We start from the raw sequence: 22,970 nt of genomic DNA on the forward strand, positions 1-22,970 counted from the left end.
ACAATGCGTTCATATTCATTCGTTACGATGAAGCAAAAGAAATAAGGAGGACATTATGATTAAAAATCCAAGTCGTTTGTTATTAATCTTATCAGGAGTTTTCGGTCTCATCGGTGCCATTCTGGGCGCACATATGGCAGGTTCAGGATCATATGCATTCCGCCCTGTTCATGCCCACAGTCTGGTAGTCGGCTGGCTGTCCCTATTTTGCTGGGCAATATTCTATAAAGTTTTTCAGCCAAAATCACCTTTCTTAACAGCCCTCCATGTATGGAGTGCAGCAGCAGGATCCATTGGTTTAACGCTTGGAATGTGGTTGTATATGGTACAGCCATTTGAGCTGCCGCAGCTGCTTACACTTATTCTTTATATTGGAGGCGGAGTCACACTTCTAATCAGCTTTGCCTGCTTTTTTATTCTTACCCTGTTCACAGAAACAAACTAAAATAAAGAGTTAATCCAACGTGAAAAAGAGAAGGATGACAAAATGTCCCTTCTCTTTTTCAGATTATTAATATACTGTCTGAAACCAATCTTCCTCTTGTAGGGAGATAGACTGTTTATCTATTTAAATGCAGTAAATTATCGCCTTCCGTAACTGCTTTCTGATTTACAGGAAATACTTCCGCATAATCACCCGTATTGGTGATAATGATCATTACCGTTGGATCATAACCGGCATTTTTTATTCCATCGATGTTGAATGCTCCTAAAATATCGCCTTTTTTCACTTGCTGTTCTTGGCTTACTTTGCAATCAAAGCCTTCTCCATTCAGATTTACAGTATCAATACCGATATGGATTAAGATTTCTGCTCCTTGATCCGTACGAATTCCAAAAGCGTGCCCAGAATCATAAGTGACGGTAATCGTCCCATCTGCCGGAGCTACAATCAGCTGTTTTTCCGGATAAATAGCTATCCCTTTCCCCATCATCTCTGATGAAAACACCTGATCATTCACTTCCTGTAACGGAATAAGCTTTCCAGTAAGCGGGGAGCTGATTGTTACTTCGCCTGCTTGAACAGAAGTAGCTTCCGTATTCGTTTCATTTGCCGGTTCTTCCGGGCTTTTATCATTTTCTGGCGCAGCTAATTTTCGCTTTCCATAGATAAAGGTTAACGTAAAAGCAACTACCATACTAATGACAATACCGATCAGAAACATTGGAATCGAATTAGGTGCAATGGAAATGAAACCAATCACACTCGCCGGTCCCATTGCTACTGCAAGCACATGGAAAAAGCCGATAAATGCAGAAGCAATGCCTGCCCCAATCATTCCACAAATGAATGGAAATTTCAGTTTTAAGTTCACCCCGAAAATCGCCGGTTCTGTAATACCCAGCATCGCAGATACACTTGCAGAAGACGCCAGACCTTTTTGCTTTTTATTCTTTGTAACAAAGAAGATTGCCAGACATGCCGCACCCTGGGCTACGTTTGCCATGGAAGCAACCGGGAAAATAAATGAACCGCCAGTGTTTGCTACATCCGCAAGCAGCATCGTTTCAATCGTCGGGAAGCTTTGGTGCAGCCCCGTGATAACAATTGCAGAATAGAACGTTCCGAAGATCCCTAAGCCAAATCCTCCTGTGGTCTGGTATAACCACACAAGACCGTCTGTTAATCCGTCAGACAAGGAACGCATCAGTGGTCCGACAAAAATAAACGTTAAAAATCCAGTAATAATTACCGCAAACATTGGTGTAAAGGTAAAATCAAATGCATTCGCCAGCCGTTTATGGAAGAACTTCTCAATGTTAGCCAAAATCCATGACACTGCCAAGACTGGCAATACAGACCCTTGATACCCAGCTTGTGCTACGTCCAGACCAAAAATGTTCCAGTAGCTCATTGTTCCGTCCTCAATCGCATTTGCTACCGCATAGCCATTGACTAAATCCGGCATAACCATGGCCATCGCCATTGCAGCACCTAAGTACGGATTACCGCCAAATCGCTTCGTGGCGGAGTAACCAATCAGAATTGGTAAAAAGGCAAATGGCGCAGAAGAAAGCAGATTAATAATACTGGCTACATCTTCAATGGCAGGAAACATTTCTACAACCGACTGCGGGCCGAATAAATCCGGAGATGTCAGCACATTATTTAAAGCCATCAATAAACCGCCCGCTACTAAGGCCGGAATAATCGGCACGAAGATGTCAGACAGTAATTTAATAAATGACATGATTGGATTCGGTTTTTTCTCTTCCTCCGATATTGCTTTCAAATCGTCTTTGGATACTTCTTGAATGCCTGTTGCATCTGTTAATTCTTTATACACTTTATTTACATCACCAGGACCGATAATAATCTGGAACTGACCATTTTGTTTAAACGTTCCTTTAATATCTGGATGATTATCTAATCCTTGCTGGTCAATATTTTCATCATCTTTTAAGACTAAACGTAAACGAGTTGCACAATGAGCGGCAGCTTGTATATTATCTTCGCCAAGCATTTTCAGGATATCTTCTGCAACCTGCTTATGATTCATGATTTCTTCCTCCCTGTAACCGTTTTTTTTATCATACAAACAAAAAACCAATATGTCAATCGTTTATCATATATTTCACTAATCATTTATATAAATGCTTTTAATTTAGATAATATTATGTTATACGTTTGACATATTGATGATTATTGCATATGTTCTATATAAGAAGTTTAATAGATATAAGGAGTTGAAAAAGTATGGAATTAATAACAGAATGGACGACACCTTTGCGTTATAAACCTTATCACCAATGGTCGAAAAGCTATCAGGATATGCTCTCTTCAATCATTCAAAAATCAGATTGGAAGCTGGCATTTCATATTCAACCGAAAACCGGCCTCTTAAATGATCCGAACGGTTTCTCATTCTACAATGAGAAGTGGCATTTATTTTATCAGGCTTATCCATTTGGACCTGTGCACGGCGTGAAGTCCTGGTATCATATGGTATCGGATAATTTAGTTGATTGGGAGCAGCATGATTACGTTTTATTACCCGATTCTCCTTATGATAGTCATGGGGTTTATTCAGGCTCAGCGATGACAGTAGAAGACAAGCTATTTTTAATGTATACAGGAAATGTGCGTAACGAGGAGTGGGAGCGTCATTCTTATCAGCTGGGTGCTTGGATGAACACGGAAATGGAAGTAGAAAAAATAACGGAACCCTTAATCGATAGTCCGCCGGCAGGCTATACACATGAATTTCGGGACCCGCAGGTATTTCGTTATCAGAATCATTACCTGATGATGATTGGTGCCCAAACAAAAAATGAAAAAGGTGCGGTATTAGCTTACCAAAGCAGCAATCTGACAGATTGGGAATTGCTTGGTGAATTAGATTATACAACAGAAGAAATGGGCTTTATGGTGGAATGCCCTAATTTCGTTTTGGTAGACGGTCAGCCTGTGCTGCTGTTCTGCCCACAGGGTTTAGACAAAGACATTTCCTCTTATCAAAATATCTATCCAAATATGTATGTCATCGGTTCCTCATTTAATAAAGAGACGGTATCGATCGAAAACACGTCTGATTTAATCAACCTTGATGAAGGCTTTGATATCTATGCAACACAAGCATTCCAGGCACCGGATGGCCGTGTATTGAGCGTTGGCTGGATTGGGCTGCCGGAAATTGATTATCCTACTTTTGAAGAAGGATGGGCGCATTGCCTCAGTATCGTGAAAGAATTGTCCATCAAGGAAAATCATCTGTACCAAAAACCAGTTGCAGAAATGCAGGAATTACGGCAGAATCATCAGGAATTGCAGGGTTCTGCACAAGCATCCGATACGTTATTAAGCTCACCTGACAGCAATGTTTATGAATTAAAGCTCGAATTAAATGCAGGTACATCCGGCTCTTTATATTTATTTGCAGATAAGCAGAATAAAGAAGGTCTGAAGATTTCTTTCGATGCAAAACATGATACAATAAGCATGGACCGCAGTAAGGCAGGTATCCCTTTTGGAGAGTCCTATGGTTCCACTAGAACTGCTGCACTCAAAAGACAGGATAAGCTGACATTGCATATTTTTGCAGATCGTTCTGTCTGCGAGGTTTTTGTTAATGATGGCTATCGCGTCATCACGAGCCGTGTTTTTGTGAAAGACCCGCAGCAGACGCATATCTTCCTTCAAGGGTTTGAAGGGGATTATACGGGAGATTTCTGGACCTTACGCGAAATGAATGAGTAATAAGTAAAGGGTGAGAGCATCATGGGAGTTAAATTGACAGATGTAGCGAAAAGGGCAGGCGTTTCAGCAACAACCGTTTCACGGGTAATTAATCATTATGGCTACCTAAGCCAGAAAACCATCGATAAGGTACACAAAGCGATGGAAGAATTAAATTACCAGCCGAACTCGATGGCCCGCTCGCTGCAGGGAAAAGATACACAATTGATTGGTCTGATCTTCCCTACTGTATCTCACCCTTTTTTTGGCGAATTAGCATCCAAAATGGAGACAAAGCTATTTGAAAAAGGATATAAAACGATTCTTTGTGACAGCGCCAATAACAAGGAGAAAGAACGGGACTACTTAAAAATGCTCGCTGCTAACAAAGTAGATGGTATTATTGCAGGAGCGCATAATCTGGGAATTCCGGAATATGAAAATGTGGGGCTGCCTATTATTTCATTTGACCGTCATCTGGCAGAAGGTATTCCTATTGTCTCCAGCGACAGCTATCAAGGCGGCCGTCTGGCAACGGAGCAGCTCTATCAAAGAGGCGGCAGAAAAATTGCCATCCTCACAGGGACGAATGAATCCGATTCACCGACAAACAAGCGTCTGGAAGGCTATTTATCTGTATTAAAGGAGCATCAGTTAGAACCAATGGTTTACCACTTCCCCTTGGAGCATTCTCCATTTTTAAAAGCTACGGAAATTCGCCAGATATTATCCAAAGAGGATATAGACAGTATTTTTTGTACGGATGATTTAACAGCCATTTTGGTTCTTAACAAAGCGCAGGAATTAGGGATTAATATCCCGGGAGATTTAAAAGTAATTGGTTATGACGGGACGGAATTTATCCAAAACTATTTTCCGCAGCTGTCGACCATCTTACAGCCGATTGATCAATTTGTCGATCTCTTGATTGATTTACTGATGAAACGGATAAATAATGCAGATGTGGAGCTGGATAGTCTTTATCAATTACCTGTTAGATTTATGCAAGGCCAGACCAGCTGATTGTTTATGTAAATCGTTTCGCAGCTAATTAATTCCATAGATTATGAAACATAGTCGATATTCTTTCATTTATTTTGAATCTTTCCATTCAAACTTAAGTGACAGAAATCGGCTTTTTTATTTCCCTCCTATAATACTTGCAACACCTCTGTTGACATTTCCTGTTCATATTGCGTTCATATTCGCCCTATATACTTCTGGATATACGAAACATTCAGGAGGTTAGAGCAAGATGAAAATGGCATGGAAAGAAATGAAGAAAAATAAATTACGTTATACCATCCTGGGCTCGATTGTTTTTTTAATCAGCTTATTAACTTTTATTATATCCGGCCTGGCAAATGGGCTCTCGCAGGACAATGCTTCACTGATTAAAAATTTGCCGGGCGGGACGTTTTATATGGAGGAAGAAGCAGACGAAACCTACAGCTTCTCCAGTCTGTCAGAAGAGCAGCAGCAAGAAATAACAGAAGAACAGCCTGAGACCACGTTTTTCTCAATCCAGATGGGGAATTTTATCGACACTGCAGATAAACAGCGCAGCGTTGCTTATGTAGCAGCAACGGACAGCACCTATTTTCCAGAGGTCAACGCTAGCGATGTTATTTTAGATGCATCACTGGAAGAAGAAGGAATCGCGGTAGGAGATGAAATAACAAATGAACAGTGGGAACAGACATTGACGGTAGCAGGATTTGTAGAACATGAAAAATACAGTCACTCACCGGCGGCATTTATCAACCCGGATGATTTTCAAACGTTCTTCCATACCGACTCGATGCAGCTCGCATTTATCACGGGGGATGCACCAGCCTTCGAAAATCTGCAGGCTTTTTCAAATAGTGAATTTTTAAATACGATCCCGAGCTACAGTGCCGAACAGATGTCACTGAATATGATTGTCATCTTCCTGCTGGTTATCAGCGGGATGTTGTTTGCCATCTTTTTCTATATGATCAACGTTCAAAAGCTGGGTATTTACGGCATATTAAAGGCATTAGGTGTTAAGACAGGAAAGCTGTTTCAAATGATGTGGGCGCAGATGCTTATCATCTCTGTGATCTCGCTGATTTTATCTATTGTCATTAGCCAGACTTTCCAAGTACTGGCGCCAAGCGGAATGCCTTTTCATTTAACATGGCAGGCAACAGGACTGCTCTCTCTCGTTTTTATCATCATTGGATTTATCGGAGCCACGTTGTCCGGGATTCAAATTAAGCGTGTCGAGCCAATGCAGGCTATACAGCAAGGAGAGATGTAAAATGAGTTTATTTACGATAAAAAACGTGCAAAAAACATTTACTCACGGAGAGGTGAAAGAAGAGATATTAAAAGGGATTGATGTTACCCTGCCAGAAGGAAAAATTACTGCCTTAACCGGTGCTTCCGGTTCAGGCAAGAGTACCCTGCTGACCATTGCAGCAGGATTGCAGACAGCATCTGATGGGCAGATTTCCTTCGAGCAGCAACAGCTGACATCGATGCGAAGGGAAGAGCTCCGTCAAATTCGGGCGAAACAGTTTGGGTTTATTTTTCAATTTGCGCATCTGGTTCCCTTTTTAACCGTCCAGGAACAACTGTCTCTGATGCTGGAGACTGCGGAAACCCCTCTTTCCAAGCAAACGCAGAAAAAGGAAATCAGAGAGATTTTAGAACTGGTCGATATGTGGAAACGAAAAGATGCTTATCCGGCCTCTTTATCTGGAGGAGAAAAGCAGCGCATCGCTGTAGCAAGAGCGATTATTCACAGCCCTAAAATGCTTTTTGCCGATGAGCCTACTGCCAGCCTTGATTCCAAACGCTCTAAAGAAGTAATGACACTTATCCAAAGGCTCGCAAAGGAACGAAATATTACGGTTTTAATGGTTACACATGATATGGACATGTTGACCTTTGCCGATCATATCATTGAAATGCAAGATGGAAAAATCGTCCAAGATAAAACAATTTGAAGATAATGGCAGCAAGCTATTTTATATTAAAATAGCTTGCTGCCTATTCTTTTGCACTATATTCTCTTACCGTCTTCATCATCTCTTCCTCTGTCCAGATAGGTTCTACTTGATTGTGCACATCATGAAAGTTTCTCTCAAAAGCCAGGTCCACTAAATTCTTTTCCTTTTTATCAATGGCTTCCACGATAAGCTCATGGTTATAAAGAACACGTTCAAAATCTTTTTCATCCGTTATCATCCGGTAGCGCATCGATAAAATAATCAGGCATTCCAAAACAGGTCTTAAATTCGTCCACAGCATCATAATATGATGATGGTCAATGTATTTAATAACCGTTTCGTGAAATTCCAGATCTAGAAAAGAAAATTGATCTACATCTTTGTATTTGATTGCAATTTCCATCATCTCTAACGTTTTCCTTAATTCTTGAACCAGTACATCTGTCTGCATTTTCAATAGACGTTCAAACGTAAAGGATTCCACCATTAAGCGGACATCATAAATTTCTTCAATATTTTTTTCAGAGATACCGACAACAACTGCACCCATCCGCTCGGATCGCACAAGATTTTCACTGGCCAGCACACGCAGTGCTTCTCGCACCGGAGAGCGGCTGACATCAAATAAAGCCCCCAGTTGATTTTCTGATAGTACCGTTCCTGCCTTGACTTCGCGGGAAATAATCCTCATTCTTAATTCTGCAAGCACTTGCTCACCCTTAGATTCCTTACTCAGCTGTTTCTTCGGATAAAATGTCTTCATGCGGCATATCTCCTTTATCAATCGATGAATACTTGTATACTAATATAGTGACATAACCTTTATATTTTGTAAACGTTTCCTGATGTAATCCTTCTTTTGACAGTGTGAAATCTCTATACTTTTTAAATTTGAAAAATATTTCAAAAAATAGATTGCCAGAAAGGGATTTCAAGGCTATAATTTTCTCATTGAGCTAGTTATTTTAATCGAAAAGAGGAGAAGAAATGAGGAAATCGACACAAATTTTTGCATTATTCTTATTTTTGTTTGTCGTTTTACCTGGGACTGCAGATGCGCAATCAAACAGCTTTCAAAAAGATTTGGAGAATTATTTAACGGAAATTAGTGAAGTACGCGGCTTTACAGTTACCAAAGAGGATATCGCATTTTCGTTGTCGCTTTATGATTTCTATCTAGAGGACTTTGATACCGTCACCGATTTAAAAGACTTCTTAGGAGAGGTCATCCATCAAGATGGTAACAATTTAAAACAGATTTATAGTGATTATAATATTGACCAGAGTACCCTCCGGGCAACCCTGGCTGAGTTTGGCGAAACCTTAGAGGATTATATTTTTTTAGATGATCTTTATATGAACACGGACTATTACTTATACAATTTAACACCCAGAGAGCCTGATTTTGACCAAAAACTTGCAGATTATCTGGCCGAAGCAACAGCAATCCGGGGCTTTCAAGTTACTTCTGACCATGTTGAAAATGCATTAGCTCTTTACGGATCTGAGTTAAATGATTTTAAGACGGTCGACGAGCTGTCCGACTTTTTAGGAGAAATCATCCATAAAGATTTGAGCAATGTCGGTCCTTATTTTGAAATGGCCACAGAAGATGTTCTGCAGCTTATCTCTGATAACGGGCTAGACATCCATAGCTATGTTTTCTTAGATGATTTATTCAACGATTTAGACGGCGAAATTATTTGGGACGAGGATTTCTTTGATTTAAGCTTTTTTATGGAGGAGTTCGATTTAACAGAGGATGAACTGCTTCGTTTGGAAGAGCATATTCGGAGTATTCCAGACATCACCAGTGATGAAACAATTGCTAGAATGCTCAATTTAGCAGAACGCATGATGGCTTTTTCCGATTTTGAGAAAGCGACAGAATTAACGCCTGGACAAGCTACGGAGCTATTATCTATTTTCCATGAATTGATTGATATCTTTCAGTTCCATGTAGAATTTGTTCTTGTTACAGACGAAGGAGAAGAGCCGATCACCCTGCAGACACTATTCAGCTTAACAAAGCTCGAAAATACGGACTTGAAGGCGAATATTTATAACCTGCAAGGAGACTTTCTTGCTGACTTGATTATTTCCGGGGAAATAGTTGACGCTGATACGATTATAGATACTGGAAATGCGATTCAAAAGGAAGCAGACAAGAAAACAGAGCCTTCCGTCATCACAAGCCCGGACAAAGAACCTCCGGCAACAGAGGAGACTTCTTATGTGAAGGAATCTCCAAAAACAGCGGAAGCTGACGTGGACATGGAAGCAGCCTCAACAGTTGAAAGCGATAGGGATAAAAAGGAAAAGCTCCCTGATACTGCTTCTAATTATGCAGAAAAAGGAATCTGGGGACTGGCATTTATTGCAGCAGGCGGGTTCCTGCTGTTTTTAGCAAGAAGGCGCAAGCAAACCGTATAAATATTAATCAACATTTGCACATTAAAAAAGTAAGATATATTTGCTTATTCTTAGGTGCGAAAGTTGAGATATAATTATTCCAGCCTGAACCAATCCATAGAAACCAAATCGCATAAATGATAAACTTAAAGAGAAATCAACTGGTTGGAAAGGCGGAATAATCAATGTCTATCAAACTGCAACGTATCTATGAAAAATCTAACGACTCTGGATATCGTGTATTAGTGGACTTAGTCTGGCCGCGGGGAATTTCCAAAAAAGACGCAGAGCTCGATGATTGGGCCAAAGAAGTAACACCTACGCCAGAATTACGAAAATGGTTTAACCATGACCCTGAAAAATTTGCAGATTTTAAATCAGCATATAAAAAAGAACTGCTAAATGATGATGAAAAATTAAAGAAATTAGCTGAACTCCAGAAACTGCAAAAGCAGCAGACACTTATTTTATTGTATGCTGCCAAAGATAAAGAACACAATCATGCCCTGGTATTAAAGGAAGTACTGGAAAGCAAACTCCCAAAATAATGCTATAAGCACAGCAAAAGCGTACCTTACTTCAGGTACGCTTTTCGCTATACATTAAAATTAACAATATACTTATGGATATCTGTCCGGTAATAAGCAACCGAATATTCTACCAGCCTGTCACGCTCGTCATAAGAAAAACGTTCCCGCTGCAGTAACGGCTGCAGCTCCATTTCCAGCATCTCTGCAACAGCCGGCTCCGGGATAGCCACGCTGAATTCATCCTTGAACCGAAAGAAGCGGATTCCCTCCTGATAGAGCATATCGTATAATGAATTGACAAAGACATTGGGATCATTTGGCAGGGAAATCGATGATGGAATATAATGCCTGAAATGAATGTAGGGCTTATCGTCTAATGTATAGAGACGTTCTACACAATAAGCGCCTTCCCCAGCTAAATCATGGATAGCAGGCAGGATAGCGTCTACTTTTTCCACCTCGATCAGCTTTTTACCTAATTGATGACCTTCCCCAATCAGATATTCAGAAAAACGCTGTCCTTTGGAAAGCTTCGAAACAGCCTGGTTCGCCAGTACTGTCGTCCCAATGCCGCTTTTTTTCTCCACATATCCTTCCTGAGCTAATTGTTCCACCGCCCGGCGAATCGTAATTTTACTCACTTCGAATTCTTTTTCTAATTCCGGTTCAGAAGGAATTAAGCTGTTTTTGGGATATTGTCCGTTAATTATTCGTTCCTTCAATATCTCCTTCACCTGTAAGTATAAGGATCCCTGTCTTAAATTTAGCTTCATTGTCATCTCTACCTTTCTATATCCAAATCCACTGTATGCGTGCCCGTCATTCCCCTTACTTTCACACTGTATCTCCTGATGAACGCATGCCCATGCTTGTTATATCTTTTTCTACTTTCTTATTATACCAAGAATCCTGCTCATACTAAAATTTGTAGTCAACCGGAAAGGGGTCCCTTCCCCCTGCTATTCATAGGAATAATGCTTTTCCAATTCAATATATTCATTACCGAGATAAACAGCCTGCGGTTTAATCACTTGGTTCGTGATGATTTCATTTCCCATCGAGTCAACCAGCGTTTTTTGTTGATGCTCGACAGTAAAAAAAGTAAATTCTGCATAAGAACCGCGGTGAAAATTACCTAGCTTCGGCTGCTTTAAAACCTGTGCCGGGATTTCTGTTACCGCACGGATAACCGCTTCCAATGAATAACCCAATGCCAGGAATTTCGTCAATGTTGCTGCTATGCTGTACACGGGGCCATTTACTTGATTTTCCTCATAAATATCCGTGCTGATTGTATCAAAAGATATTCCTGATCCCATTGCTTTTTTGGCTACAGGAAAGGAAAAGCTTGATTTCCCATGCCCTACATCAAGATAGATACCTCTTTGGACGGCTTCCGCTAAAGCCGAGGCAACTTCTCCTCCAGGCTTTAGAATATGATTGGCGTGTTTCCCATGATAACAGTGTGTGAGAATATCCCCTTTCTTTAACAAAGGCAGTATCTCCTCCAGCATGGGCGGGGCGCTGCCTACATGGACCATGAGCGGCTTCCTGAGCGCTTTGCTGTACTTAATTGCCAAATGCAGCGGTTTTAATCCATTATCCCCCACCACGCTGGCACTCATCCTCGCTTTTAACCCAATAATGAAAAAAGGATAATCAGCTGCCGTATTTTGTATTGCGTTCCAGGAAATATTATTTATATCTGCTAATTCATCCATTTGTTTTAAACCAATCCTTGAGATATTCAGAAAAGCAAGCACTCTGGTTTTTGCCGCTTTTGCAATCTGGTGGAATTCCTCTATCGTATCTGCTCCGCTGCTTCCCGCATCGACTACAGTGGTTACTCCTGTTTGATAACCAATTTTATCAGGGACAGCGCAATAAGGCTTATATTTTGGAAAAGCATGTGTATGTAGATCAATCCACCCAGGCGAAACATACATCCCTTCTGCATCTGCCAGAACTGGATAAAAGCTGCCTGCATCTGCGACAACATCCTTGATTCGCCCATTTTCAATTAAAATATCTGCCTTTTGCCCATTCGTAAGTAATGCATTTTTAATCACCTGTACCATCGCCCGTCCCCCTCTGTCCATGCTTTTTTTTTATCACGGAAAACCGCCTGTAAAACTCCCGCTTCATGACGCTTCGTTTTATCTATTTTATTATTTCTAGACTGCCGCTTCATACTTGGCAAATGTTTTAGACACCCCCCACGTAATCAAGTAAGCGGAAAGGCTGCCTCCGAAAAAGAAAAGCACTGCCGGAAATGCTTGAAATATTAAATAACCGCCTGCACCAATACAAACCAGTAAAAATACCGTGAGTATCGGATGAACAATCGCAAGAATTAGCGGCCATTTTAAGTACTGTATGGTTCGCAGCTTAAAATGGACATAGACCGGAAATAAATAAACCAAGAATACAGCCAGCAGCGCAAAGGCGATCACAACGGAAAATTGGGCCATTTGATAGACTAAGGCGCTTTGTGCACCAAGTATTTGAAATTGTACCGAAAACAAGTAGCCAAGCGCGAACAATATAATACCAAGACCGTTCGCTTTCCAAAATTCCTGCCGGTAGATTTCCCAGAATACTGCAAACATCCGAACTTCCTCCTCGCTCCGCTGCCACTTACGGACAACAGCGAACATCGCGACCGTTGCAGGCATAACTCCAAAGAAAAGAAGACCTGCCATCGTAAATAGAATCCATAATATATTCAGATAAGCAAAACGTGTTATCCAAATCGCAACGCTATAATATCCGCGAGCTACCTCTGCCATCATTACCTCTCCTTTCCTTTGTGTATATGTACTGTTATTCCTTCACAGACCCTATCAATACTCCTTTTACAAAGAAACGCTGCAGGAACGGGTAAACAATCAGCAGCGGCAGTGCAGATACGATAATCACCGCATATTTCACAAGGGAAGCTGTCTTTATTTGATCTGCAAAGGACTGCGCGCTTCCGGCAGCACTGGACGCACTGTCTGCACTCACTTCATTCAGGATGAGAATTTGCCGTAAGATAAGCTGGAGCGGAAATTTATCTTCACTCCGCAAATAAATCAGCGCATTGAAATATTGATTCCATAACGCAACGCCGTGAAATAATGCCATAACAGCAATGATTGGCATCGATAACGGCAAGACGACTTTAAAAAATAAATAAATATCACTGGCTCCATCGATTTTAGCTGCTTCCACCAGCTGATCGGGAATCGTCTGCTGAAAAAAGGTCCGCGCTACGAGAATCGACCAGGCACCGACTACTCCGGGAATCACAATCGCCCACATCGTATCCAGCATCTGCAGATTGCGGACGACCAAATACGTAGGAATTAATCCGCCATTGAATAGCATCGTAAATAAGATAAACCAAAGCCAGGCTTTTTTGCCCATTAATTCTTTCCGCGATAACGCATACGATGCCGGCAGGAGGACAAACAAGTGAATAATGACGCCGACTGCTGTATATAGAATGGTGTTTTTGTATCCTGTCCAAATCGCATCATTCTGAAATACACGCTGGAAACCCTCAAACGTCAAATCTACCGGCCATAGCCACATCTTCCCTGTGTTTACAGCATGAGGATCACTGATGGACGCACTAATCACAAATATCAGCGGATAAATAATGATTAACGTCACAAGCAAAACAAATATTAAATTGAGCCGGTCAAAGGCTTTATCCGACAAACTGAACCTGGACATCACGCATCTCCCTCCTTACCATAGGCTGTTCTCGCTAACTTTCCGTGCAATTTGGTTCACAGTAATCAAAAGCACGATATTAATAGCTGACTCAAATAACCCGACAGCGGCAGCAAAGCTGTATTGTCCTTCCAATATCCCTGTCTCATATACAAAGGTTTGAATAACGTCCGACGTCTCTGAATTCAGCGTATTCTGCATTAAGAGTACCTTTTCAAACCCGATTTGCATGAAATTACCGATATTCAAAATAAACAAGATAACGATTGTCGGCATAATACTTGGAATATTAATCCTTGTAATCCGCTGCATCCGTGTCGCACCATCTACTTTAGCCGCCTCATGTAATTCCGGGTTCACGCCTGCCAGTGCAGCAAGGTAAATAATCGTGCTCCATCCCAGCGTCTGCCATTGACCGGACCATACAAAGATATGGCGGAACCAGTCTGGACTGGTCAAAAACGGAATCGTATCCATTCCAAGCGCACGTAATAAGTGATTTATCAAGCCTGTATTCGGGTCCAGAAAAGCTACCAGCATCCCGACAACAACGACAACCGATATAAAATGCGGTGCATAGGTCAGCGTCTGTGTCCATTTTTTAAATGCACCATTTCGGAGCTCATTAAATGCTAACGCTAAAATAATCGGCAATGGGAACAAGACCAGCATATACAGGTTTAAAATAATGGTGTTTTTGAGCAGTCTCCAAAAATAATAGGAGCTGAAGAAACGTTCAAAATGCTCAAACCCGACCCATTCGCTTCCCCAAATGCCAAGTGTTGCAAAATAATCCTTAAAGGCAATCTGCACACCGTACATTGGTATATAATGAAATATAAAAAAGTACAAAAAGACTGGCATCATGAAAAGGTATAACTGCCAGTTGCGCAGAAAATTCTTTTTGATAACGGCTCCTCTACCCTTTTGTATGGATTGATTTTTTGCCATCTTTCCGTTATCCCCCTTTTTTCTATGGAATTTCCCTGCTAAATGAAACACAGCAGCAGCGAAAATCCATTCTTGTTTCTTATGTAATCCATCTCATGATGTACCCACTTGTAAAAAAAGAGAGGGCATGAGATCTACTGCCCTCTCGATGTGAATGAACCTTTTTAAACCTCTGCTTTAATTAGATTGATAGCGGTCATATGCAGCCTGGTAAACCTCCTGCAATTCTTCCATTCCCATTTGCTCGATCGTTTGGATATAGCTATCCCAGTTATCTAAATCTTCATCACCTGTAATAAACTTGTCGCGCATTTCTTCTACATACTTATTAATGTCCTCACCTGTTGATTGCAGAATACGGTTTTCCTCTTCTGTGAAAGTAAACCTCGGCCATACCTCATCAATGACTTGCGGCTCAATTTTTTCAGCTGCTTCCATTGATTGCGGTGCGGTTTCTCCTCCTTGGAAGTAATCTGCTTTAATAATTCCGCTGATGGAACCAAGCCAGGTTAAATCCTGGGCAATCGCCTGTTCAAATGTCATATCACCCTCCGGATTCAAAATATGATCACTATAAACGGCTTCTCCATCTTCTATTTCAAATGTTTCTCCTTCTACACCCATATAGTAAAGCTCTGCACCTTCATCTCCATAGAAATGATCCATCCAGCGGACCGTTGCAGCCGGGTTCGGGTTTTCACTGGTAATCACCAGGTTATCTGGAGTCCATACAGAGGATGAAAGTTTATTATAAGACTGATGCCCGTCTGGACCTTCTAAAGCTGCTAAACTATTATATTGCGAGCCAATCTCTTCCCCGAATAATTCAATTGGATCATAGAAAATCATACTTCCATATAGATTATCCGATGCATTGGCAAGGAACTGGCCCCATTCAATGGTAAAAATGCTTTGATCAATTAATCCTTCTTCGTACAGCATATGGATGTATTCCAGCATCTCTCTATATTCATCAGCGGTTGCATAGTAGCGCACCTTCGAGTCATCATTCGGATCTAAATCCAAGTTTGTGTTGGAGGCACCATGGTTCATTACGCCGAACGATCCAGACAGCCATTGAACAAGCTCCGCAATGTCTGTACCTCCATAAGGAATCGTATCCCCATTTCCTACTGGATCAAGTTCTTTTACTGCCTTTAAATATTCATAAAAATCTCCTGTCGTTTCCGGAATATCCATATCCAGCTCATTCAGCCAATCCTCATTCACCCAAGGTCTTGCACTGAGCCGTAAAGAGAGAAAATCATCTTCAATGAGCGATGGCATGGAGTAGATATTACCATCAGGGAAAGTAATTGCTTTTTCAATTGTTGGGTCATTCTCCATTAAAGCTTTTAAATTTGGTGCATATTCATCAATCAAATCATTTAATGGCAGGAACGCCCCTTGGGAACCGTATCGTAATAAATCCGTATTTGACAGCTCTGCAAGGAAGAATGCATCTGGCAGGTCACCACTGCCCAATGCCAGGTTTCTATTCTCCTCCAGAGCATCCGGGCTTACGGAATTCCAATTCACATTAATGTTTGTTAAATCTCTGTACGTATTCCAGATTAAAATATCATTCCAGTCATTGCCTTCATTTTGTGCGGGCTTGTTCGCAAAGATAGTGAGCTCTAATTCCTCTTCTACGATTGGAAACCCTGTCGCATTGACATTATCGCCGCCCGCTGCTTCGCCTTCCTTACTATCACCGTCATCTCCGCTGCTGCACGCATATAAAGCGCTTACAAAAACAAGTGTTGCGATGAAGAAAAACCATTTCTTTAACATAATGAACCCCCTTTTAAGTAGGTAAAAATGTAAAACAAACTTTTTCTAACAAACAACTGCCATCTTCATTTTTTAATTTAGTTCCTTCCCCCTTTAATCAAATAATGTCTAAGATGTCATACGGATTATTTTGCTTATTCAAAATAGTACCACTATTATCCTGAAACGTCAACATAACATTATAATGATTAATATAAATATTTTGTCTTTATTTGTCGGATGGCTTATTTTCTCACCAATTTGTTCTTTTAGAATGGATTCAAAATGCTATAAAGCAACAATACAAACTGGAGACTGTATAGAAAATGTATTATCTATCATGGAATAGGTACCATTCATTTGTTTGAAAACAGCCAGGTTGTTACTGTGCTGGTGACAAACAAATAATTGATTATCTACCCATTGGTTACTACAAAAATGTCTTGGCCATTCGCCGCCTGCAGAAATAGAGCCTTCCTTTTCCAATGACCCATTTTCAGTTACTTTAAAAAGACTCAATGTATCTGATTCCCGATTAGAGGTAATCACCTTGCCATCCAAAAATTGAATTTCTGCTCCATAATTTCTTATTTCACGAACTGTTTCCACCGTTTGAATGCACTGTAAAGAGTCCGACGGAACCGCATATTGATAGACAGATACGGTGGATTTGTATTCATTGACCACATATACGATTGGCTTCTCCGGGTGAAAAGCTACATGCCTCGGTCCTGCTTTTTCCGGGACTGTCAAGCTTTGAAAGGGAAGTAAACTCCTCCGCTCTTCATCCCATTGATACAGATAGATGTTGCTTTTACCAATATCCGTCAGCAGGAAAAGGGACGTTTCTGGAATTTGCCGAACGGTATGGATACGGGAAGCCTGCCTGTTTTCAGAGACAAAAGCAATATGCTCTGCTTCTTCCTGCAGATCTCCGTTATCATCCAGTGCAAAAACAACAACACCTGCATTCGAATAATTACTGATAAATAAATACTTTCCGCAGGCACTCACCTCCGCGTAGCACGGACCGCCATGTGTCGGCAAACGCCTTCTTTCCTTCAGACGATGGGCTTCATAGTCCAGTTCATAGCAAACTACCTCTCCATCCGCTGCTTCACTGATGGCATACACACGGTTTTTCACCGGATGCTTCACTAAAAAGGATGGATTAGCAATTCCGGCTTGTTCCCCCAGAGGTGTCACTTCACCTGATTCAGCATGTATATTCAACCAATGAATACATGCCAAATCTACTTCTCCATAGCAGCCGACAAGTACTTCTGTATTCCGTTTATCCATGAGGCATCCTCCTTAATAAATTGGCAATACATGAAAAAATACGTTAGGGGAAGCCATCCGATAATAGTAGCTGCACCAGCCCAAACCGCTGGACTCCTCCACATTCGGAGAGAAATATAACCGCTCCTGCTCCAGTTCATCGATTGCCTCTAAATCTCCTCTTACATACTCCTCGATTCTTAAGCGGGCAGTATCTAAACGCTGTAATAATCCTCCATAACGAATATCTATTACTTCCCACCCAAAAGGTTTATTCAACGACAGCCACTGCTTCCGATGCGCAGCATGCAATTCCTTCACACGCCCTGTCACTTCCGGGATAACCTGTCGGGCAATTTCCTGCAGCTTTTCCTGATTCCCTGCATCATAAGCTGCTTTCAGTTCGACACCGATATCCCCTTTTTTAGCTAAGACCCAACACAGCTTCTCCGGCACATCAAAAAAGCGCTCTGACGCCTGCTGGTTATACTGCTGGATTTCCTCCGCCAGCTTCTTATAGAAATTTCCGACAGGATTTTTTTCGACATGTTTATCAAATAATCCCAGCAGCACATCCTGCCATAGCAGGAATTTAGAAGGGTTCGTCTGTAAGGTGTTCCCTTCGTCTACCCCTGGCGGCTGATCCATTTTATTCAAGGCCAAAAGCGCTTCTGGATCCATACCTGTACAAAATAACGTACGTTCCTTCACACGGGTTATATCGATTTCGGTATGATACGCATGCTCAGCATAGAATTGCAGTCCATAAAGTGCATGGTACACATTGCTCTCATAGCCATCGTCTCCCCAAAGCGTTACAAATACATCGCCTACACCTTCCTCCTTGCAGACAGCAAGTGCCGGCTCACTTGCAGTCAGAGAGATTTGATAATTCGGGGCAAAGGTATTCCACACCCACATTCCCCCTGCAAATGCCGGTGTACTGCCAAACCGTTTTAATTGCTGCAGCATCCGCTGATAATGCTCCCTATCTGCTTGAGCATACTGCCAATACATATACTGCACGTTATCTGGCAGCTGATTCACGATATACTCTGGTAAATCTGTGGTTTTGTCATAGCTGTCCCCCGTTTCGGAAGCCAGCTTTAAAAACATATCGCTCCACATCACCACACGCAGCTGATACTTATCCGTTATTTCCACGATTTTATCCAGATGTGCTTTCATCAGTTCAAAACGATCCTTGAAACCATGGATATTTAAATATCTGCCTCGTCCCACCTCTTCCGCTTCGTCCATACCAATATGAATGCGATTGCTCCGGAAGGGCCTGGCCGCAGAAGCAATCATCCGGTCCAGCAAATCATACGTAGCATTACTCTCTAATAACAGCGCACCCCGCGTATCCTTATAGGTATAAGCCGCATCCCATTTCAGAAATTCCTCTAAATGCGCCAACGTCTGGATACAAGGAATCAGCTCGATACCAAATAGATTTGCATAATTATCCAGTTCCCGCAGCTCTTGTTCACTATAACGCCCGCGCATATAACCAAAATAAGGCTCTCCGTCTACTTCATACGTGTCCTCCATGTACAGCATTGCCGTATTATGTCCCATCACCGCTAATTTCCGGATCAAGTCCTTTAGCGTAGATAGCTTCATCGTCATATTACGCGATAAATCAAACATAGGCCCTACACTGGAGAATTGCATCGTCTCTTGAATATGGATTTGTTTATTTCCCTTATTCCACTGTTCTAAAATCAAGCCAAGCGCTCTGAAAAAATGGCATGGCTCTTGGTAGGTAACCGTGCCGCCCCCTTCATCAAAAGTTATTATTAACCCGTTGATACGCTCATCCTGCCTCCCGGTCAGTACAATGCCGCCCTGTTCTGCAAGACGGAATGCATAGGCCTCCTGCAATTCTACGATTCCTGCGTGTAAGCTCACTGCATCCCCTTTAATTGAAATTTCCATTTATCATCACCCCTTCATATCTATGCTGTTTCCCTTTAAATCATAACGTTATAATGTATTATTTGATAAAAAATCTCTTTTAAAGAGAACAGCAGCATTCTAATTTATTGTTTTGAAAACCCTTTCAAGTAGTTAATTTCGACTTTTTTTTGGAAACTCCTTCTTTTTCAACAACATTTTTCTTATCTATTTTTTATGGCATCAGAAAAAGCAATGAACTATATGTATTTCAACACAGCTCATTGCTCTTTATTTATTCCTTTGCCATCGCAAATTCATGCTCATCTAATTTTTGTTCTTTATCATTGTTATTCAATGCAAAAATCGAGAAGATAACAAATAATACTACAATGGAGCCTAAAATATAGAAGGTCGTTTCGTAGTTGGTCAAATCATAAATCCAGCCGACTAATGCAGAGAAAATGATAACCCCAATTTCACTGGAGACCTTAAAGCCGATGAGATAAACCGTTGCAGATAACCGCACATCGAAGTTCGCAGCAATATATTTAAATACCGCAATCAATAAAATCGGTAATTCCACTGCGTGAAGCATTTTCATGAATGAAATACCAAATCCGCCTGTTACCATGGCGGAACCAATGATACGAAAAGCCATGATACTTCCTGCCAATACAAGCGAGCGCTTAATTCCGACTTTGTTCACAATAAATGGTGCCAGGAATAAGAAAATCGCTTCGACAAATACTTGTATAGAGTTCAGAATTCCGTAAACGGTGTTCCCATCCGTACCTGTCCCGGAGAATAGGCTTACAAAGTAAACTGGGAAAAGCTGCTGATCATATACCGTATAAATACATACGGTTCCAAACAGATAAATAATTAAAAACCAAAATACTTTATTTGAAACTAAAAAGCGAATATCTTTCATTGATATATTGGAGACACTTTTTTCTTCTGTTTTCGTAACCTCCACTTTAAAAAATACATTAATCAAAAGAAAGATAATTCCTGTTCCCGATGCAATCCAGAAATTAATATGTGGATTAATACTCATTAATGCCCCTGCGCCAATAGCAGAAACAGCGTAGCCTAATGAACCCCACATCCGTGCTTTACCAAATTCAAAATCGTATTTACGGCTGAGTTTTTCTGTAAAGGATTCCAAAAATCCTGCGCCTGCTATAAACCCTGCGCCTAAATAGATAGCACCCAAAGCTGCTCCTAAGTAAAAATTATTCAAAAGTAATGGCTCATAGACATAAATAACAAATGGTGCAATAAGAACAAGTACCACACTCTGTATCCAGACAAGATTTTTCTTCGTCCCCAATTTATCCTGCATATATCCATAAAGAATCATGAAGAATAAAGAAAAGAATGAGTTAAACGAGTAGATTGTTCCGACTTGTGCTCCTGTTAGTCCAAGACTGTTATTCAACCAAATCGCATAGAAAGACCACCAGATAGACCATGTGATAAAGAAGAAAAATAGATAGCCAGATGAGAACCAATATTTACTATTTTTTAAAAAATCCATATTTATTAAATCCTTTCTTTGTAAAGCAAGAAGGAGCTTTTCTTACTCCTTCATTCAGTTATGTTTATTTCCAAATAGAATGCAGCTTTGTCCATGTGACAGTGTCTAATTGCAGCTTTTCATTTACTGTAGAAATTTCCAGCTTTGTTACTGTTCCTTCTGGATAAATCAAGTTTGTTGATACAGTTAAACCATCATTTAAAAAGATTTCTGCAGATGATCTGTCAATAATTACTTTCAGATTCTGAACATCCATTCCATGTAAACTGCCTTTTATTTCTTTCGGAAAATCTGCTGAAAAGTCAACCAGCCCATCCGTACGATAGAATGTATAAGCATCTTCTTTATAGTCTAATTCTAATCGGAAAGCTTCATCTTGATCTGTAACTAATTGCACGCTCCACTTCGTACTAGCTGATGCTGTTGAAACCTGCAAATCTACTTGGGCAGTATCACTAATTTCGTAGCTTTCCGGCTTACCAGGATGAACAGTTTCATCTCTATAAGAAACCTCTTCCCTGCTATTATCTGCGGTGATGGCCTCTTGCTTCAATAAGAGACTTCCATCTTTTTCAAATAAGGAAAGCTTCCGCGCCAGACTCATTGCGCTGCGCCATGGCGAGACCGGGACAACTCCCGCATACTGCCAGTTATTCATCCAGCCGACCCAGTAAGTATCCTCTGTATTGTCCCAGCTGACAGCTGCATAAAAATCTTTTCCTGCATCTGCCCATTTCAGTTCATCTTGCGGTGTTTCATTCGGGTGAAATTCTTTCCCATCAAAAGTTCCAGTAAAATAATACACTGCGGAACCGCCGTTAGGACCGTCTGCATTGATGCTTACAATAAGTATCCATTCTTTTTTAGAATTGTTCTCTACTGGTAAATAAAGCAGGTCCGGACACTCCCAGACACCGATATAGGAAGGATATTCTTTTCCAAATGAAGATAGATAGGTCCAATCAATTAGATTTGGCGAGCCATAAAACTGGATATGGTCCCCACAAGCCAATACCATGACCCATTGCTTGCTTTCTTCATGCCAGGAAACCTTTGGATCACGAAAATCTTTTATTTCTGTGTTTGGAAGAACTGGGTTCCCCTCATATTTGATCCACGTTCTTCCCTTGTCCTTGCTGTAAGCGATACTTTGCTGCTGACTTGCACCATCATGTGTGAAAATAGCAACTAATCCACCGGAATCGCTTTCAAACAAACCACTCGTATTATTTTTATCTACGACTGCTGATCCTGAGAAAATCGTTCCCAATTCATCTGGTGCTAACGCAACCCCATGCTCTTCCCAATGATACAGGTCTGTACTTGTTGCATGTCCCCAGTTCATATTTGCGTGATCATTGCCGTGTGGATTGTACTGGTAAAATAAATGATACTCTCCTTCGTAATAAACGAGACCATTTGGGTCATTCATCCAATTTTCCTTTGGTGTGAAATGTAATTGCGGACGATGTTTTTCTTGATATATCATGTAATCTCCCTCTCTATAAATTTAATTTATCCTTATGAAAATAATTGAAAACGGTGTCAGTCATTTCTTACGTACTATCATCTTATATTTTCAGAAATATGTCAACCGGTTGACATTGATTTTTATAATTTATTTTGAAAACACTTTCCGTATTGTTTCTAGCCTTATTTTTTCATATCCTTTCTTCATGTATAAAAAAGAGATGAGTCAAGGAGCC

At 40.9% G+C, this 22,970-nt stretch carries 19 protein-coding genes; 7 read left to right on the forward strand and 12 right to left on the reverse strand.

The window, feature by feature from the left end; translation table 11 throughout:
* The first annotated feature begins 55 nt into the window (after window positions 1–55).
* A complete protein-coding gene (locus MKY45_RS21575) occupies window positions 56–445 on the forward strand; it encodes a hypothetical protein (protein WP_193064483.1) in 390 nt (129 codons plus the stop codon).
* A 115-nt stretch (window positions 446–560) separates the two neighbouring features.
* On the opposite strand, the gene MKY45_RS21580 is transcribed toward MKY45_RS21575, so the two are convergent.
* Complete coding sequence (locus MKY45_RS21580) at window positions 561–2,501, reverse strand: sucrose-specific PTS transporter subunit IIBC (RefSeq protein WP_193064482.1); 1,941 nt, start codon at window positions 2,499–2,501, stop codon at window positions 561–563.
* A 197-nt stretch (window positions 2,502–2,698) separates the two neighbouring features.
* Here MKY45_RS21580 and MKY45_RS21585 point away from each other — a divergent pair, with 197 nt between their 5' ends.
* The 4 genes from MKY45_RS21585 to MKY45_RS21600 all read left to right on the forward strand — a co-directional run bounded on the left by MKY45_RS21585 (window position 2,699) and on the right by MKY45_RS21600 (window position 7,152).
* Window positions 2,699–4,198, forward strand: a complete 1,500-nt coding sequence (locus MKY45_RS21585; protein WP_193064481.1) for a sucrose-6-phosphate hydrolase — start codon at window positions 2,699–2,701, stop codon at window positions 4,196–4,198.
* A 21-nt stretch (window positions 4,199–4,219) separates the two neighbouring features.
* Window positions 4,220–5,200 (forward strand): LacI family DNA-binding transcriptional regulator, encoded by a 981-nt coding sequence (locus MKY45_RS21590; RefSeq protein WP_042529120.1) that lies wholly within the window; start codon window positions 4,220–4,222, stop codon window positions 5,198–5,200.
* 232 nt (window positions 5,201–5,432) lie between these two features.
* Window positions 5,433–6,461 carry an ABC transporter permease gene (locus tag MKY45_RS21595; RefSeq protein WP_341173386.1) on the forward strand — a complete coding sequence of 343 codons (1,029 nt, stop codon included), beginning with the start codon at window positions 5,433–5,435 and terminating at the stop codon, window positions 6,459–6,461.
* Between the two features lies 1 nt (window position 6,462).
* Entirely contained in the window at window positions 6,463–7,152 is a 690-nt protein-coding gene (locus MKY45_RS21600) for an ABC transporter ATP-binding protein (protein WP_042529116.1), read from the forward strand.
* A gap of 43 nt (window positions 7,153–7,195) precedes the next feature.
* Here the strand turns inward: MKY45_RS21600 and MKY45_RS21605 are convergent, their stop codons facing one another.
* Window positions 7,196–7,918 carry a GntR family transcriptional regulator gene (locus MKY45_RS21605; RefSeq protein ID WP_256705272.1) on the reverse strand — a complete coding sequence of 241 codons (723 nt, stop codon included), beginning with the start codon at window positions 7,916–7,918 and terminating at the stop codon, window positions 7,196–7,198.
* A gap of 224 nt (window positions 7,919–8,142) precedes the next feature.
* On the opposite strand from MKY45_RS21605, the gene MKY45_RS21610 reads away from it, so the two are divergent.
* A complete protein-coding gene (locus MKY45_RS21610) occupies window positions 8,143–9,588 on the forward strand; it encodes a processed acidic surface protein (protein ID WP_341173387.1) in 1,446 nt (481 codons plus the stop codon).
* Between the two features lie 164 nt (window positions 9,589–9,752).
* Complete coding sequence (locus tag MKY45_RS21615) at window positions 9,753–10,115, forward strand: DUF488 domain-containing protein (protein ID WP_042529107.1); 363 nt, start codon at window positions 9,753–9,755, stop codon at window positions 10,113–10,115.
* Window positions 10,116–10,162: 47 nt separating this feature from the next.
* Here MKY45_RS21615 and MKY45_RS21620 read toward each other — a convergent pair whose 3' ends face one another.
* The 10 genes from MKY45_RS21620 to MKY45_RS21665 all read right to left on the reverse strand — a co-directional run bounded on the left by MKY45_RS21620 (window position 10,163) and on the right by MKY45_RS21665 (window position 22,753).
* Window positions 10,163–10,876 carry a GntR family transcriptional regulator gene (locus MKY45_RS21620; RefSeq protein WP_306432771.1) on the reverse strand — a complete coding sequence of 238 codons (714 nt, stop codon included), beginning with the start codon at window positions 10,874–10,876 and terminating at the stop codon, window positions 10,163–10,165.
* A gap of 180 nt (window positions 10,877–11,056) precedes the next feature.
* Window positions 11,057–12,175, reverse strand: coding sequence for an amidohydrolase/deacetylase family metallohydrolase (locus tag MKY45_RS21625; protein WP_193064478.1), 1,119 nt, complete (start codon window positions 12,173–12,175; stop codon window positions 11,057–11,059).
* 96 nt (window positions 12,176–12,271) lie between these two features.
* On the reverse strand, window positions 12,272–12,886 hold the full coding sequence (locus MKY45_RS21630) for a YesL family protein (RefSeq protein WP_341173388.1): 615 nt from the start codon (window positions 12,884–12,886) through the stop codon (window positions 12,272–12,274).
* 34 nt (window positions 12,887–12,920) lie between these two features.
* Window positions 12,921–13,817: a carbohydrate ABC transporter permease gene (locus MKY45_RS21635; protein WP_042529099.1), complete on the reverse strand. Its 897-nt coding sequence runs from the start codon at window positions 13,815–13,817 to the stop codon at window positions 12,921–12,923.
* A gap of 15 nt (window positions 13,818–13,832) precedes the next feature.
* On the reverse strand, window positions 13,833–14,768 hold the full coding sequence (locus MKY45_RS21640) for an ABC transporter permease (RefSeq protein WP_040978049.1): 936 nt from the start codon (window positions 14,766–14,768) through the stop codon (window positions 13,833–13,835).
* A 177-nt stretch (window positions 14,769–14,945) separates the two neighbouring features.
* Window positions 14,946–16,562: an extracellular solute-binding protein gene (locus tag MKY45_RS21645; RefSeq protein ID WP_193064477.1), complete on the reverse strand. Its 1,617-nt coding sequence runs from the start codon at window positions 16,560–16,562 to the stop codon at window positions 14,946–14,948.
* A 267-nt stretch (window positions 16,563–16,829) separates the two neighbouring features.
* Entirely contained in the window at window positions 16,830–17,843 is a 1,014-nt protein-coding gene (locus MKY45_RS21650) for a lactonase family protein (protein ID WP_256705274.1), read from the reverse strand.
* A gap of 12 nt (window positions 17,844–17,855) precedes the next feature.
* The gene (locus MKY45_RS21655; RefSeq protein WP_256705275.1) at window positions 17,856–19,763 is read right to left on the reverse strand and encodes a beta-N-acetylhexosaminidase; all 1,908 of its coding nucleotides are present in this window, start codon (window positions 19,761–19,763) and stop codon (window positions 17,856–17,858) included.
* 253 nt (window positions 19,764–20,016) lie between these two features.
* A complete protein-coding gene (locus tag MKY45_RS21660) occupies window positions 20,017–21,264 on the reverse strand; it encodes an oligosaccharide MFS transporter (RefSeq protein ID WP_256705276.1) in 1,248 nt (415 codons plus the stop codon).
* A gap of 64 nt (window positions 21,265–21,328) precedes the next feature.
* Window positions 21,329–22,753, reverse strand: coding sequence for a glycoside hydrolase family 32 protein (locus tag MKY45_RS21665; protein ID WP_256705277.1), 1,425 nt, complete (start codon window positions 22,751–22,753; stop codon window positions 21,329–21,331).
* Window positions 22,754–22,970: the final 217 nt, after the last annotated feature.

Source organism: Oceanobacillus sp. FSL K6-0251, assembly GCF_038004725.1.
In the GTDB taxonomy this organism is placed as follows: domain Bacteria; phylum Bacillota; class Bacilli; order Bacillales; family Amphibacillaceae; genus Oceanobacillus; species Oceanobacillus oncorhynchi.

What these genes read in the sequence shown, in the direction of transcription:
- MKY45_RS21640 (WP_040978049.1), bottom strand. Translation starts at nt 14,768, where the DNA reads ATGGCAAAAAATCAATCCATACAAAAGGGTAGAGGAGCCGTTATCAAA.
- MKY45_RS21665 (WP_256705277.1), bottom strand. Translation starts at nt 22,753, where the DNA reads ATGATATATCAAGAAAAACATCGTCCGCAATTACATTTCACACCAAAG.
- MKY45_RS21610 (WP_341173387.1), top strand. Translation starts at nt 8,143, where the DNA reads ATGAGGAAATCGACACAAATTTTTGCATTATTCTTATTTTTGTTTGTC.
- MKY45_RS21605 (WP_256705272.1), bottom strand. Translation starts at nt 7,918, where the DNA reads ATGAAGACATTTTATCCGAAGAAACAGCTGAGTAAGGAATCTAAGGGT.
- MKY45_RS21620 (WP_306432771.1), bottom strand. Translation starts at nt 10,876, where the DNA reads ATGACAATGAAGCTAAATTTAAGACAGGGATCCTTATACTTACAGGTG.
- MKY45_RS21645 (WP_193064477.1), bottom strand. Translation starts at nt 16,562, where the DNA reads ATGTTAAAGAAATGGTTTTTCTTCATCGCAACACTTGTTTTTGTAAGC.
- MKY45_RS21625 (WP_193064478.1), bottom strand. Translation starts at nt 12,175, where the DNA reads ATGGTACAGGTGATTAAAAATGCATTACTTACGAATGGGCAAAAGGCA.
- MKY45_RS21630 (WP_341173388.1), bottom strand. Translation starts at nt 12,886, where the DNA reads ATGGCAGAGGTAGCTCGCGGATATTATAGCGTTGCGATTTGGATAACA.
- MKY45_RS21655 (WP_256705275.1), bottom strand. Translation starts at nt 19,763, where the DNA reads ATGGAAATTTCAATTAAAGGGGATGCAGTGAGCTTACACGCAGGAATC.
- MKY45_RS21650 (WP_256705274.1), bottom strand. Translation starts at nt 17,843, where the DNA reads ATGGATAAACGGAATACAGAAGTACTTGTCGGCTGCTATGGAGAAGTA.
- MKY45_RS21580 (WP_193064482.1), bottom strand. Translation starts at nt 2,501, where the DNA reads ATGAATCATAAGCAGGTTGCAGAAGATATCCTGAAAATGCTTGGCGAA.
- MKY45_RS21615 (WP_042529107.1), top strand. Translation starts at nt 9,753, where the DNA reads ATGTCTATCAAACTGCAACGTATCTATGAAAAATCTAACGACTCTGGA.
- MKY45_RS21660 (WP_256705276.1), bottom strand. Translation starts at nt 21,264, where the DNA reads ATGGATTTTTTAAAAAATAGTAAATATTGGTTCTCATCTGGCTATCTA.
- MKY45_RS21585 (WP_193064481.1), top strand. Translation starts at nt 2,699, where the DNA reads ATGGAATTAATAACAGAATGGACGACACCTTTGCGTTATAAACCTTAT.
- MKY45_RS21575 (WP_193064483.1), top strand. Translation starts at nt 56, where the DNA reads ATGATTAAAAATCCAAGTCGTTTGTTATTAATCTTATCAGGAGTTTTC.
- MKY45_RS21595 (WP_341173386.1), top strand. Translation starts at nt 5,433, where the DNA reads ATGAAAATGGCATGGAAAGAAATGAAGAAAAATAAATTACGTTATACC.
- MKY45_RS21635 (WP_042529099.1), bottom strand. Translation starts at nt 13,817, where the DNA reads ATGTCCAGGTTCAGTTTGTCGGATAAAGCCTTTGACCGGCTCAATTTA.
- MKY45_RS21590 (WP_042529120.1), top strand. Translation starts at nt 4,220, where the DNA reads ATGGGAGTTAAATTGACAGATGTAGCGAAAAGGGCAGGCGTTTCAGCA.
- MKY45_RS21600 (WP_042529116.1), top strand. Translation starts at nt 6,463, where the DNA reads ATGAGTTTATTTACGATAAAAAACGTGCAAAAAACATTTACTCACGGA.